The organism is Paenibacillus sp. FSL R10-2782, from assembly GCF_038592985.1.
In the GTDB taxonomy this organism is placed as follows: Bacteria; Bacillota; Bacilli; order Paenibacillales; family Paenibacillaceae; genus Paenibacillus; species Paenibacillus terrae_C.
This window is the reverse complement of record NZ_CP151951.1, coordinates 3529792-3543138: the sequence shown is the minus strand read 5'-3', so window position 1 is coordinate 3543138 and position 13347 is coordinate 3529792. Positions and strand designations below refer to the sequence as shown.

The following is a 13347-nucleotide window of genomic DNA, read 5'->3' as shown; positions in this document are numbered from 1 at the left end:
CCTACCAACTTTTCGTTGTTTAACGCTGCTTCCGGGGTCTTTTTCAGGGAATCAGCAAGTATTGGCTACCCGGTGAATAGGTATAGGTATGAAACACGAGATTGTCCACGCCGCTTTGGAGGGGATCTAAATGAAGAAAATTTTTGTGCTGGATACGAATGTGCTACTGCATGATCCGAAAGCCATGTTTACCTTCAAAGAACATGAAGTGGTTATTCCAGCTGTTGTTCTTGAAGAAATCGACTCCAAAAAACGCAACGCGGATGAGATTGGACGGAATGCCCGCAACGTATCGCGATTGCTGGATGGGTTGAGGGAAGTAGGACATCTACACAGCGGTGTTCCGCTTCCGCAAGGTGGGAGGCTCAAGGTTGAATTAAATCATCGGAGCTTTTTAAAAGTTCAGGAGATGTTCGGGGAGGTTTCGAACGATAATCGAATTTTAGCAGTCGCCTTGAATTATCAGCTGGAGGAGAAGGAACTGCCTGAACCACGTTCAGTTGTGCTGGTTAGTAAAGATGTGCTGGTGAGAATCAAGGCAGACGTGTTAGGACTGCTGACCGAAGACTATTTGTCCGACAGAACCGGTGATCTGAGTGAGCTATATCCCGGGTACTCGGCAATTCAGGTGCATCCGTCCATCATAGATGAGTTTTATTCCAATCGTTTTTTACAGATTAAGCCATTGGAGCTGTCTTATACGCTATATCCTCATGAATTTGTTATTCTAAAGGACGAGATGGGGACTGGAAAATCGGCTTTGCTGAAAGTAAACCAGGAAGCAGACCGATTAGAGCCTCTGTATTTAAGCAATGAATCGGTGTGGGGGATTAGTGCCCGTAATGCCCAACAGCGGATGGCGCTGGAGCTATTGCTTAATGATGATATCCCGCTGGTGACGATGACTGGAAAAGCGGGTACAGGCAAAACGTTGCTGGCGCTCGCTGCTGGTCTGCTCAAGGTAGAAGATGAGCATCGCTTCAAGAAGCTGCTAATCGCCCGTCCTGTTGTTCCTATGGGCAAGGATATCGGTTATTTACCGGGAGAAAAGGAAGAAAAGCTGCGTCCGTGGATGCAACCGATTTACGACAATTTGGAATATTTGTTTGATGCCAAAAAATCAGGCGATATCGATAAAATTTTGATGGGCTTGGGGAGCATTCAGGTGGAGGCGCTCACTTATATTCGCGGGCGTTCAATACCTGGACAATTTATTATTATTGATGAGGCACAGAATTTGTCGCGGCATGAAATTAAAACAATCGTGTCCCGTGTAGGTGAGGGGAGTAAAATCATTTTGATGGGAGACCCGGAGCAAATTGATCACCCCTATCTCGATGCTGCTAGTAACGGCTTGACGTATGTAGTAGAACGCTTCAAGCAGGAAGGGATTAGTGGGCATATTATGCTGGAAAAAGGAGAGCGCTCCAAGCTGGCGCAGTTGGCAGCCGATCTGCTGTAGAAGCTCATATTACTATCCTATTAGCAGGATGTTTATATACTGTGTAATGTTTGTTGTAAAATAAGAAGACCTCGGGAACATGGAACATCCCGGGGTCTTCTTATTTTTGTCCATGTATTAATTATGATCTAAACAAGCGCATAAAAGCCTTACTTCAAGCTCAATTCGAGCTTAACCTCAAGTACTCCCGCTATGGTGCGTACCTCTGTGGCCTTGACATAAGAAATGAGTTGCTGTGGATAGAAGCCTAGATCAAAATCCTTTTCCAGCTTGTTACGGGTCGTATCTGGTAGCTCCAGCCCGTTAAAGGTCAGACGATCCACATGGAATAAAATCGCATTTTGTGGTTCGTTCTCTACCGTGTAGTACCCCTCTACCCTCAATTTCATGGTTCCCTGTTGGCCTTCTACAACAATACGATCCTGCCCGAAGGAAAAGTTGAAGTGATTAAATAATTCATTTTCCGATTTCAGAAAACGGTTAAAATCATCCTCACGTATGCTTATCGTAATGATTTTGCCGTTTGTAATCATGGCTCCTTGCTGTTGTTGAATAAATTGAGGCAAATCCTGCATGGCTTGAGCCAGCGCTTTAAAATGCTTGTTCACCTCGTAGACGCCTACATTCTCCCAGTATGCTGTCATTTCGCCGATTAGCTTGCGTAGCGTATCCGGGTCCTTGCTGGCGTTAACACCGTCACTTACACGCGCCTGAAGCAGAACAATACGCTTACGTTGTTCCAGCAGGTTTGTTTTGACAGTTTCCAAATCTGATGAAGCCCGGGTGACCTGTTCTTCTGTTTTTCGCATATTCCGATAATTGGACTCGTATTCTTGAAGTACATCCTGATCGTGGCTAATCAGCAACAAGTAGTAATCGTATAGGGAGAGAAGTTGTTTTAGACTTTTGGCACCCAGTACTACACTGAGCAGCTTGTCCCTTTCCCCCATATAATAGGAGCGCAGCACAAAGCCCGCGCGTTCCCTTTGCATAGTCATCTGCTCCTGCTGAGTGGCAAGATTGCTTCGAAGTTCCTTTTGACGTTGTAAAAGCACTTGCTGTTCCTGGCTGATCCGTTCAATTTCATGGTCAATCTCGACGATTGACAGACTATCCTGCAAAATCCGATTCGCCTCTTCTGAAGGAACTGCCAGAACAGGACGTGCAGACATGGAGGTCCACATCATAATGATCGTCAGCAGGGCACAGCTTATCCTTTTTAGAGTGGGTCTGTTCATTGGTTTTCCCCTTTTATGTATTCCCGCAAAAGTCTAACAGTAATGTATATGTTCCTTTCTTATTCTTTAACCATTTCATTTATTGTACAGCAGCCAGAGGATGCATGAAACCCGAAACTATATTTGTCCACGTATGAGTTCTTATAGAAATGGAAATACAATTTAGTATCAAATAGATTCTATGAACTCTACGAGAGGCATAGAAATGAATAAACAGCTTTTATACCCTATTCAAATACCGGTAAGCCCGGTTCATGAAGACGGTTATTTCAGGATGTTGTTAGGAGGGCTAGAGGCATGACTGCAATAAGACAAGATGCATGGAGTGCGGAAGATGATTTGATATTGGCGGAGGTGACATTGCGTCATATTCGGGAAGGTGGAACACAGCTAGCCGCATTTGAAGAGGTTGGGCAAAAAATAGGAAGAACCTCCGCAGCATGTGGCTTCCGCTGGAACAGTTGCGTGCGCAAGCGTTATGATGAAGCCATCAGTATTGCTAAAGCGCAGCGTCAAAAACGCAGCTATATTCGCAAGCAGAGTCCGGTTGGTGTATCTCAGGTGGCGGCTTTTGCCACGCTTGATATGGCTGAAGGGGTATACAGAGCGGATGGAACGAGTGAGGATACGTTGTCCATCGACGCTGTGATCCGCTTTTTGCGTCAATGGAAGGGATCTGTACAGGAAACCAATCGACAGATCAAGATGCTGGAAAAAGATTTACGTGAAAAGGAAGAGGAATTAAATCAACTTCGCTCCATTAATGATCGGTTGTCCAAAGAGGTTAATGAGGTGCAAACTGACTATCGCGTCGTGAATGATGATTACAAAGCCTTGATTCAGATTATGGACCGGGCCCGCCGTTTGGCTTTAATCACTGAGGATGAGGAAGAGCTTAAATCCAGATTCAAAATGGACGCCAATGGGAACTTGGAGCGTATTGAGTAGCAAAATTAAAGCAGCAAATGTTAAATAGAACGTCAACTCGCGCTTAGTCGTAGTTGGCGTTTTTTGTATTTCTCTAGAGTGCATATGATATAGTAGAAAAAAAGATGGAAGCGAGACGATACGTAAGTGATTGATATTATTGGAGCAGGTTCGCTCGGATTGTTGTTCGCTGGAAGGCTGGCGGCCTCAGGTACAAAAGTAAGGCTATGGACACGAACGCTTGAGCAGGCACGGGTCATAGCTTGTGAAGGGATTACTGTGCTTGAAAAAGAGGGGCATATTGCTATTCGTGTGCCTGGAGACGCATTAAAGGCGGCGCCGCTGGCAGATTGGCAACGCTTGAATTCACAGGATCCGGCACGATGGATTTTGATAATGACTAAACAGGGGGCGATTGGGGAAGTGCTGGAGCAGATTAAATCTGCGGCTAATACAGAAAGCGATATCGGAATTGTTTGCTTACAGAACGGAATCGGACATATAGAACGAATTAGGCAAGCCTTTCCTGAAGCAATGCTACACCCTGCGGTAACGACAGAAGGAGCCAAGAGAAAGGGAGTAGCATCCGTCGTTCATGCTGGGCTGGGGTTTACTGAAATTGGCTATCCAGATGAACTGGAGGAGCTACAGGTCGTTAGTTTCGAACAAAATGTACTAAATCCGCTACTTACAGCAGGATTTGACGTTTGCTTGTCGAAAGAAATCGAGAACGGTATATACCGCAAGTTGCTAATCAACGCTGTGATTAATCCGCTGACAGCAATCTGGCGAATCCCCAATGGAGAACTGCTTTCCGATCCGGGCCGCATACATATGATGCGCAAGCTATATGAAGAAGGCATTCAAGTGTACGAAGCCCTTGATATTCGGTGGGACAGCGCATGGTGGGATCATATTATGAAGGTTTGCCGGGTAACGGCAGACAATCAGTCGTCTATGCTGGCCGATGTGCTTGCGCAATCTATGACAGAGGTTGCTTCCATTAACGGACAACTGGTGCAGATGGCAGAGCAAGCAGGGGTTGCTGCACCTACCCATGCGGTATTATGGCAATTAATTGAGGGCATGCGGCTAAAAGAGGGGTGATCAGTTGAGTCTTGTACAAGGTACCATCATCACATTTAGCATTCTTCCCTTTTTTCCGTTTCTGATCGTGTTTGCGGTTTGCCGCTTCCTGCTTAAACTGGAAAAAAAGAAGTCGTTACTTCTATCTATGGACATTACTACGGCTTTTCTGATACTATCCGTCGCGGCGCTCTTTAACGTCATTTTTTCATCAAGATTCGGTTTTTATTTGATATTACTGCTTCTGCTTCTGGCGCTGGGTTTAATTGGAGGAGCACAAAATCGAATAAAAGGTAGGGTGGATGGCAAAAGATTATGTAGAGCAGTGTGGAGATTAACTTTTATAGCCATGACATTAGCGTATATTTTATTAACTATTATTGGTATATTTAAAAATATATTCAATTACATGTGATGTAACATGACATGAAAACCCAAAAAAACATGAATTAATCATGCTTTTTTGAAAAAAAAGCTCAATTTAAAGAAATGTAATGTAGATTTTTTTGACCGCTGGTTGTATAATCTATAAACATATACCACTTTAGAACTAGGGGGAAAACGCTAGATGAAAAGGAAAAGCTTTTTAGTCCTTTTGACACTCGTTCTTGCAGTTGGCGCACTGCTCGCAGGTTGTGGCTCCAGCAGTAAGAACGAAAACAATGGTAAGGGCGCACAAGAAAATGCATCAACTACACCGGCTCCGGCTGACAAACAAATTTTGCGCATTAACCTTTCTTCCGAACCGCCAACCTTCGATCCGGCACAAGCTCAGGATAGTCAAACGAATACGGTTCTCAAAACTTTGTATGAAGGTCTCGTGCGTATGGGTCCTGATGGCAAAGAAATTCCTGGCGTAGCTGAATCCTGGAAAATTTCCGATGACGGCAAAACCTATACGTTCAAGCTTCGTGATACTGCAAAATGGAGTAATGGCGACCCGGTCAAAGCAAGTGACTTCGTATTTGCTTGGCAACGGGTATTGGACCCTTCCACGGCTCCAGCACCTCCATATGCTTACCAATTGTACTATATAAAAAATGCTGAGGGCTACAACCTGAGCACTTCCAAATCTTTTAAAGGAACTAAAATTACAGACTTCAAAGATGTAGGTGTCAAAGCAGTTGATGACCATACATTGCAAGTAGAGCTGGATCACCCAACTCCTTACTTCCTGGGTTTGACTTCTTTCTACACCTTCTACCCTGTACATCCTTCTATTAAAGGGAATGACAAATGGGCGGTTCAGAAAGACAGCATGATTACCAATGGACCATACACTTTAACAACTTGGGACAGCGGTCAAAAGATCGAAGTTACCAAGAGTGAAAACTATTGGGGTAAAGATCAAATCAAGCTGAACAAAATCACGATGTCTCTTGTAAACAGCGGTGCAACAGAACTGGCTTCTTATAGAAGTGGACAACTTGATTATGCAGGTATGCCAAACGGTGAAATTCCTACAGACCAAATTCCGGCTGTGAAAAAAGAATTGCCGAATGAGTTTAAGGCTAAAGGGATTGCAAGTACGTATTACTATCTGTTTAACGTAACTGAAAAACCATTTAATAATGTTAAAATCCGCAAAGCATTTGCGATGGCTATTCAACGTCAACCGATTGTTGAGAGAGTAACATTGGGCGGTCAAATTCCTGCTTACGGCTTTGTACCTCCAGGTATCAAAGGAGTTTCTCAGGAGTTCCGTTCCGAGCATAAAGACGATTTCTTCAAAGAAGATTTTACTGAAGCAAAGAAATTGCTTCAAGAAGGTATGAAGGAAGAAGGCGTAACTACACTTCCTCCGGTAACTTTGCTGTATAACTCCAGTGAAGGTCACCAAAAGATTGCTTTGGCAGTCGCTGATATGTGGAAGAAAAACCTTGGTGTGGACATCAAAACCCAAAACCAAGAGTGGGGCGTATTTATTCAAACACGTAACAAGCTGAATTTCCAAATTGCTCGTGGTGGTTGGTCTGCCGACTACAATGATCCAATGACATTCCTGGATATGTGGACAACAGGCAACACTAATAATAATTCTGGCTACGCTAATCCTGCATACGATGCTTTGATTGAAGCGGCTAAGACAGAAACCGATCCAGCAAAACGCATGGAAGATTTCGCAAAAGCAGAGAAAATTCTGGTTCAAGACGATATGGTTATGCTTCCGATCTACTACTATTCAAATGTTTCTTTAACGAAACCGAATGTAAAAGACATCGCTCTTGACTTTAGTGGAGCGATTGATTTCACACGAGCGTATATTACACAGTAACTGAAGCTCAATTCTGAAGTTCGATAGTTACTTCGGGATATATATGTGGATACAACCATATATATCCCGTTTTTTTGTGTGTCATGGTCTTTTCCATTATCATGTAACCATGCAAATAAGTAGGTTGGACATTCCAATTCTATTTCGATAAAATCGAATGGTGTCGAAAAAAATTTATGGGGGGTGTAAACGGGCAATGACGCGTTATTTGGTCAGTAAATTTTTCTATATGCTGCTTTCCTTGTTCATTCTGATCTCTGCGACGTTTTTTCTCATGAAAGCAATTCCGGGTAACCCCTTCATGAGTGAAAAAGCGACTTCTCCTGAGATTCAAGCCCGATTAATGGAGCAATATGGGCTGGATAAGCCTGTATATGTCCAATATTTCAAATACTTAGGTGATATTGCTTCAGGTGATTTTGGTATTTCCATGAAAAAGCTGAACCAAAGTGTTACTGACATTATTGGACAAACTTTTTCGGTATCGCTTAAATTGGGCTTTGTCGCCATAATTGTGTCGATTATTGTAGGTATCTTACTAGGTATGCTCGCAGCTTTGTATCATCGCAGGCTTATTGACAACGTAGCGATGATTTTAGCGATTATGGGGATTGCGGTTCCCAGCTTTGTCATGGCATCATTGCTTCAGTTCTTCTTTGCACAGGAGTTAGGCTGGTTTAATGTCATGGGCTTTGAGGGTCCAATGGACTACGTCCTGCCTGTTGTAGCTTTATCCGCTTCGCCAATTGCGTTTATCGCTCGACTAACGCGTTCCAGCATGCTGGAAGTGCTTCATGCGGATTATATTAAGACTGCCAAGGCTAAAGGTTTGAAACCTGTTACCATAATGTTCAAACACGTTGTACGTAACGCTATTTTGCCAGTTGTTACCTATGTGGGGCCTATGACAGCAAATATTATTACCGGTTCCGTCGTTATTGAACGTATTTTCGGGATTGGTGGTATCGGTAAAGTGTTCGTAGACAGTATAACGACCCGTGACTATACCATGATTATGGGAGTTACTATTTTTTACGGCATTTTGCTGATGGTGGCACGCTTTATTACTGATATTGCATACGGTTTTATTGATCCACGGATTAAGCTGACCGGCGGGAAGGAGGGATAACTTTATGTCTGTGAAAGACAATGCTGTGAATTTGGAGAAGCTTCAGGTAAAACCGGAAGACTTTCAGAAAATCGGAGCGGATGAGAAGCAGTCTGAAGTTATTCAGCGTGAAAGCTTATCCGCTTGGCGTGACGCTTGGGAACGGCTTCGTAAAAATAAACTGGCAATGACAAGCCTGAGCATTCTGATTTTTATTGTACTTGCTTCGATCGTTGGTCCGATGCTATCGCCATACGATGACCGCACGAATGATTTGTTGAGCACCAATCTTCCTCCTTCGGCGGAGCATTGGTTCGGGACAGATGATCTGGGGCGTGATATGTTTGTCCGTACATGGATGGGTGCCCGAATTTCTCTGATTATCGGTTTAGCCGCAGCAATGATTGACTTGATGATTGGTGTTATTTATGGTGGAATTATGGGTTACTTTGGTGGCCGTGTAGATGAAATCATGAATAAATTTTCTGAAATTTTGTATTCCATTCCATATCTGCTTGTTACGATCCTGCTGCTCGTTGTACTGGAGCCAAGCATCACGACGATTATTATTGCACTCTGTGTGACCGGGTGGATTAATATGTCGTGGATTGTGCGTGGTGAAATGCTACAGCTGAAAAATCGGGAATTTGTGCTTGCTTCCCGCTCGATGGGTGCAGGTGCAGGCCGTCTGCTTTTCCGTCATCTGTTACCTAACGCTGTGGGCCCGATTATCGTCACACTGACTTTGACGGTTCCAAGTGCTATTTTTTCCGAGGCTTTTCTGAGCTTCTTGGGATTAGGAGTACAGGCTCCTCAGGCATCGCTTGGTTCAATGATTGAATCAGCTCTGACAGGATGGATGTACTATCCTTGGCGTATGCTTTTCCCGGCAGGTTTGATCAGTTTGATTATGCTTGCGTTCAACCTTTTTGGTGATGGATTGCGTGATGCGCTTGATCCGAAGCTGAAGAAATAGGAGGTGAGATCATGGTGAGTAGCAACAATTTAATTGAGGTTGAAGGTCTTAAAAAGTATTTTAATGTTGGCAAAAACCGTGTGCTCAAAGCGGTGGACAACCTGAATTTTTATATTCGCGAAGGCGAAACCCTAGGTATGGTTGGTGAATCAGGTTGTGGTAAATCTACAGCGGGCCGTACCATTCTTCGCCTATACGAGCCTACAGCAGGCAGCGTACGCTTCAACGGTACGGATATCTACAAATTATCACCAAGTAAAATGAAAGCCATGCGTCGTGATATGCAGATGATCTTTCAAGATCCGTATGCATCCTTGAACCCGCGTTTTACGGTTTCTGATATTATTGGTGAGGCACTGGATATTCACAACATGGCAGGTAGCCGTGCAGAGCGCAAAAAACGGATTGAAGAGTTGCTGGATCTGGTAGGCTTGAACCCGGATCATGCAACCCGTTATCCGCATGAATTTTCCGGTGGTCAGCGTCAACGTATCGGTATTGCCCGCGCACTGGCGGTTAATCCTAAATTCATCATTTGTGATGAGCCGATCTCGGCTCTTGACGTGTCTATTCAGGCTCAGGTTGTCAACCTGCTAAAAGAGCTCCAAGAGCGTCTTGGTCTGACATACCTGTTCATTGCGCATGATCTGTCGATGGTCAAGCATATCAGTGACCGGGTAGCCGTAATGTATATGGGTAAAATGGTTGAGCTTGCAGAAAGCGCGGAGTTGTATGCAAATCCGATCCATCCTTATACGAAAATGCTTCTGTCGGCGATTCCGATTCCCGATCCGGAAGTGGAAGCCAACAAAAAACGGATTATTATGCCAAGCGATCAAGCCGGCCCCATTCATACAAATGATACATCCGACAATAAGTCAGGAGCTTATAACCTGGAAAATGCCAAGCTGATCGAAGTGTCCAAAGGGCATTTTGTAGCTGAGCCTTACGCCTGATGTTGTTTTATGCACCAACCGCCGAGCACAAACTTGGCGGTTTTTTTTGTGGGAAGCTTTGACGTGGACAAAGGCTTTCGGTACAATCAAGCAGTAAGGTTTTGGTGGAGACAGGAGGCAGACCCATGAGAATAATTCCGGAGAAGCTTCGCGGAGGGTCGGCTTTGGCAGAAGATTACACGCAGGGTACAGGACGCGCACGCGATTTGTATGAATATGGTGTTCTGCATGCCGATGCTTATGCCCAACGAGCGAAGTGGCTGGATGAGACGGAGCATCTGCGATTAAACCGCAAGGATGTCGTAGCATGTCTCCGTATATACAATGAGCAATACAATGCACACAAGGCAGTTCGTGCTTCATTGGATCGGCTGGAGCAGCCAGACGCTCTGGTGGTGGCTGGGGGGCAGCAAAGCGGACTGTTCACAGGCCCGATGCTGGTCATTTACAAAGCTGTTACGATTATTAAGGCGTCCAGGGAAGCGGAGGAACGGCTGGGGCGTCCAGTTATTCCCGTTTTCTGGATTGCGGGTGAGGATCATGACTGGGATGAGGTCAATCATACATATGTGATGGCGAATGACCCGCAAGCAGTCAAAATCAAGCTGAATAAGCAGCCTGAACGTCGTTCTTCGGTTAGTGCGATTAAGGTCGATACCGCAGAGTGGAAGCAGGCTATGGCTGATATAGAGCAAAGCTTGCCTGACTCAGAGCATAAGGCTGATATTTTACGCATGATTGAGCATGGTTTCAATGATGCTTACGGATTAAGTGAAGGCTTCGCCAAGTTGCTGGGACTTCTTTTCGGTGCCTACGGATTAGTGCTGCTGGATTCGGCTGATCCTTCGCTGCGCAAGCTGGAGACATCCGTTTTCCGTCGGTTGGTTCAACACAATGATGAACTGGAGCAAGCTTACCACGCGACTGCTGCACGGATTGTAGATTTTGGCTATCATTTGCAGGCAGATGTGCATGAAGGCGGCGCCAATCTCTTTTATATCCATGAAGAAGAACGCTTGTTGCTGTTCAAGCAAGATGGTCTATTCACGGATCGCCGCGGTCAGGTAACATTTACAGTCGAAGAACTGCTCGAAGAGACAGACAGGCATCCAGAACGTTTTAGTAACAATGTCTTAACCCGCCCTCTTATGCAGGAATCACTGTTTCCGGTGCTGGCCTCTGTGCTGGGGCTAGGAGAAATTGCCTACTGGGCGATTACACGCGACGCATTCGGCGTGCTGGGGATGCAGATGCCACTACTGCTGCCACGGATGTCCTTTACGTTAGTGGAGCCGGGTGTGGAAAAGCATATGCTGAAGTACGAATTGAGCTTTGGAGAAGTTAGGGACGGGCTTGAGGAACGAAAAAAGCAATGGATTGTCACCCACGATCAGCTTGGGATGCAGGAGCAGTTTGCCGGGGCCAAGGAAGCTTTTGTTCGTATGTATGAACCACTGATACAGCAGTCAGGCTTGATTGAAAAAGGTTTGCTTCGGCTTGGGGAAACCAATCGTGAAAAGATTCTGGATCAGATTGCCTATATGGAAGCGAAAGTTCAGGAAGCACTGTTTCGGCAAAATGAATCAGCGCTTCGTCAATGGGATCGCATTGAGTGGTCACTTTTTCCATTCGGACAGCCACAGGAACGGGTGTATACGATTTATCATTTTCTAAACCGTTATGGTCTCAGCCTGATCGATATGATTATGGATATGCCGACCGACCTGACGGGTACGCATCGTGTCATTTATGTATGATTTAGTATCTTAACATCTATAACCAATATGAAGGAGGAACAAATATGACAACCCATTCTTTGCAAAACAGCATCGTTCACGATCTTAAACTGGCTCCTGAGGGACACCTAAAAATTGATTGGGTGGAAGCCCATATGCCGGTATTGAACCGTATACGTCAACAGTTCGAGCAGGAGCAGCCTTTTAAGGGGCTGAAGGTAACCATCTGTCTGCATCTGGAGGCCAAAACGGCCTATCTGGCTAAAGTAGTACAGGCGGGCGGGGCTGAGGTTACGATTACGGGTAGTAATCCGTTGTCCACTCAAGATGATGTTTGCGCAGCATTGGTTGAAGATGGAGTTACGGTTTTGGCTAAATACAATCCGGACCCTGCTGAGTTTAAAAGCTTGCAAATTAAGGCGCTGGAAACAAAGCCGGACCTTATTATTGATGACGGGGGCGACCTGGTTACTCTCTTGCAATCCGAACGCCCTGATCTGATTTCTACCATCCGTGGTGGGGCTGAGGAAACGACTACCGGGATTATCCGCTTGAAGGCGCTCGAAAAAGAGGGTCAACTCCACTTCCCTATGGTGGCCGTTAATGATGCTTACTGCAAATATTTGTTCGACAATCGTTATGGTACTGGACAGTCAGCATTCGACGGCATTATTCGTACAACCAACCTGGTTGTGGCGGGCAGCACGGTCGTCGTGGTGGGTTATGGCTGGTGTGGTAAAGGGGTTGCGATGCGTGCGAAAGGGCTGGGAGCCAACGTGGTCGTAACCGAAGTTGATCCTATCAAGGCAGTAGAAGCGCATATGGATGGTTTCCATGTGTTGCCGATGGTGGAAGCAGCCAAGCTGGGTGACTTCTTCATTACGGTGACTGGCAACAAAGCCGTAATTACCGGAGAGCACTTTGATGTCATGAAGGACGGGGCCGTGCTGTGCAATGCGGGGCATTTTGATGTGGAGGTTAGTAAGCCTGAGCTTGCCAAACGTTCCGAATCCATTCGGACGGTGCGTCGCAACATTGAGGAGTACCGTTTCAAGGATGGACGTAAAATGTATTTGCTGGCAGAAGGACGCCTCGTGAATTTGGCTGCGGCGGATGGCCATCCTGCGGAAATCATGGATACCACATTTGCACTTCAGGCGCTTGGCTTGAAATATGTGAACGATCGTTATAATGAGCTGGGCAAAGCCGTAATTAATGTACCTTATGAAATTGATGAGCAGGTAGCTCGCTTCAAGCTGGATAGCCTGGGAATCCAGATTGATTCTTTAACAGAAGACCAAAAGGTCTATCTGGATAGCTGGAATGCATAACTTGAGCATCGTCGGTCACGTTGGCCGGGTTCAAAGGTTTTAACGTGTAACACAGGTGTTTGTATAGGTTGGTATGATGAATGAGAATAAGCCCTTTATTTTCATGTTGTTTCGAAACCTGATGCATATTGTCGGGAGTTCGTCTTCATGGAATAAGGGGCTTTTTGGCGTGTAATGATACGTGGCAACAATAACAGACATCACCGTACGGATTTGTCGTTTATCACTTTTTGGAAATGTAAAGAAGGTCTT

11 protein-coding genes are annotated in these 13347 nt (G+C 45.2%); 10 read left to right on the top strand and 1 reads right to left on the bottom strand.

The genetic code is table 11. The features are described from left to right. Window positions 1-130: 130 nt before the first annotated feature. Window positions 131-1462 carry a PhoH family protein gene (locus NST83_RS16030; RefSeq protein ID WP_137063789.1) on the top strand — a complete coding sequence of 444 codons (1332 nt, stop codon included), beginning with the start codon at window positions 131-133 and terminating at the stop codon, window positions 1460-1462. Between the two features lie 149 nt (window positions 1463-1611). On the opposite strand, the gene NST83_RS16025 is transcribed toward NST83_RS16030, so the two are convergent. Then, the gene (locus NST83_RS16025) at window positions 1612-2700 is read right to left on the bottom strand and encodes a hypothetical protein (RefSeq protein WP_342414894.1); all 1089 of its coding nucleotides are present in this window, start codon (window positions 2698-2700) and stop codon (window positions 1612-1614) included. A 297-nt stretch (window positions 2701-2997) separates the two neighbouring features. On the opposite strand from NST83_RS16025, the gene NST83_RS16020 reads away from it, so the two are divergent. From NST83_RS16020 to NST83_RS15980, 9 genes are all read left to right on the top strand, one after another. Further along, on the top strand, window positions 2998-3648 hold the full coding sequence (locus NST83_RS16020) for an RsfA family transcriptional regulator (RefSeq protein ID WP_134913477.1): 651 nt from the start codon (window positions 2998-3000) through the stop codon (window positions 3646-3648). 126 nt (window positions 3649-3774) lie between these two features. After that, window positions 3775-4734, top strand: a complete 960-nt coding sequence (locus NST83_RS16015) for a 2-dehydropantoate 2-reductase (protein ID WP_342414893.1) — start codon at window positions 3775-3777, stop codon at window positions 4732-4734. Window positions 4735-4738: 4 nt separating this feature from the next. Beyond that, window positions 4739-5128, top strand: coding sequence for a DUF3397 family protein (locus NST83_RS16010; RefSeq protein WP_342414892.1), 390 nt, complete (start codon window positions 4739-4741; stop codon window positions 5126-5128). 153 nt (window positions 5129-5281) lie between these two features. Continuing rightward, window positions 5282-6988 carry a peptide ABC transporter substrate-binding protein gene (locus NST83_RS16005; protein WP_342414891.1) on the top strand — a complete coding sequence of 569 codons (1707 nt, stop codon included), beginning with the start codon at window positions 5282-5284 and terminating at the stop codon, window positions 6986-6988. 196 nt (window positions 6989-7184) lie between these two features. Continuing rightward, a complete protein-coding gene (locus NST83_RS16000) occupies window positions 7185-8117 on the top strand; it encodes an ABC transporter permease (RefSeq protein WP_137063784.1) in 933 nt (310 codons plus the stop codon). Window positions 8118-8121: 4 nt separating this feature from the next. Further along, window positions 8122-9072 carry an ABC transporter permease gene (locus NST83_RS15995; protein WP_137063783.1) on the top strand — a complete coding sequence of 317 codons (951 nt, stop codon included), beginning with the start codon at window positions 8122-8124 and terminating at the stop codon, window positions 9070-9072. 11 nt (window positions 9073-9083) lie between these two features. After that, complete coding sequence (locus NST83_RS15990) at window positions 9084-10028, top strand: ATP-binding cassette domain-containing protein (RefSeq protein WP_342414890.1); 945 nt, start codon at window positions 9084-9086, stop codon at window positions 10026-10028. 125 nt (window positions 10029-10153) lie between these two features. Beyond that, complete coding sequence (bshC, locus tag NST83_RS15985) at window positions 10154-11785, top strand: bacillithiol biosynthesis cysteine-adding enzyme BshC (protein WP_342414889.1); 1632 nt, start codon at window positions 10154-10156, stop codon at window positions 11783-11785. A 44-nt stretch (window positions 11786-11829) separates the two neighbouring features. Beyond that, entirely contained in the window at window positions 11830-13095 is a 1266-nt protein-coding gene (locus tag NST83_RS15980) for an adenosylhomocysteinase (RefSeq protein WP_137063781.1), read from the top strand. The last annotated feature ends 252 nt before the right edge of the window (window positions 13096-13347 follow it).

Excerpts from the sequence above, each read along its gene's own strand:
- NST83_RS16000 (WP_137063784.1), top strand. The coding sequence starts at position 7,185 with ATGACGCGTTATTTGGTCAGTAAATTTTTCTATATGCTGCTTTCCTTG.
- NST83_RS16025 (WP_342414894.1), bottom strand. The coding sequence starts at position 2,700 with ATGAACAGACCCACTCTAAAAAGGATAAGCTGTGCCCTGCTGACGATC.
- NST83_RS15995 (WP_137063783.1), top strand. The coding sequence starts at position 8,122 with ATGTCTGTGAAAGACAATGCTGTGAATTTGGAGAAGCTTCAGGTAAAA.
- NST83_RS15990 (WP_342414890.1), top strand. The coding sequence starts at position 9,084 with ATGGTGAGTAGCAACAATTTAATTGAGGTTGAAGGTCTTAAAAAGTAT.
- NST83_RS15980 (WP_137063781.1), top strand. The coding sequence starts at position 11,830 with ATGACAACCCATTCTTTGCAAAACAGCATCGTTCACGATCTTAAACTG.
- NST83_RS16005 (WP_342414891.1), top strand. The coding sequence starts at position 5,282 with ATGAAAAGGAAAAGCTTTTTAGTCCTTTTGACACTCGTTCTTGCAGTT.
- NST83_RS16030 (WP_137063789.1), top strand. The coding sequence starts at position 131 with ATGAAGAAAATTTTTGTGCTGGATACGAATGTGCTACTGCATGATCCG.
- bshC (WP_342414889.1), top strand. The coding sequence starts at position 10,154 with ATGAGAATAATTCCGGAGAAGCTTCGCGGAGGGTCGGCTTTGGCAGAA.
- NST83_RS16020 (WP_134913477.1), top strand. The coding sequence starts at position 2,998 with ATGACTGCAATAAGACAAGATGCATGGAGTGCGGAAGATGATTTGATA.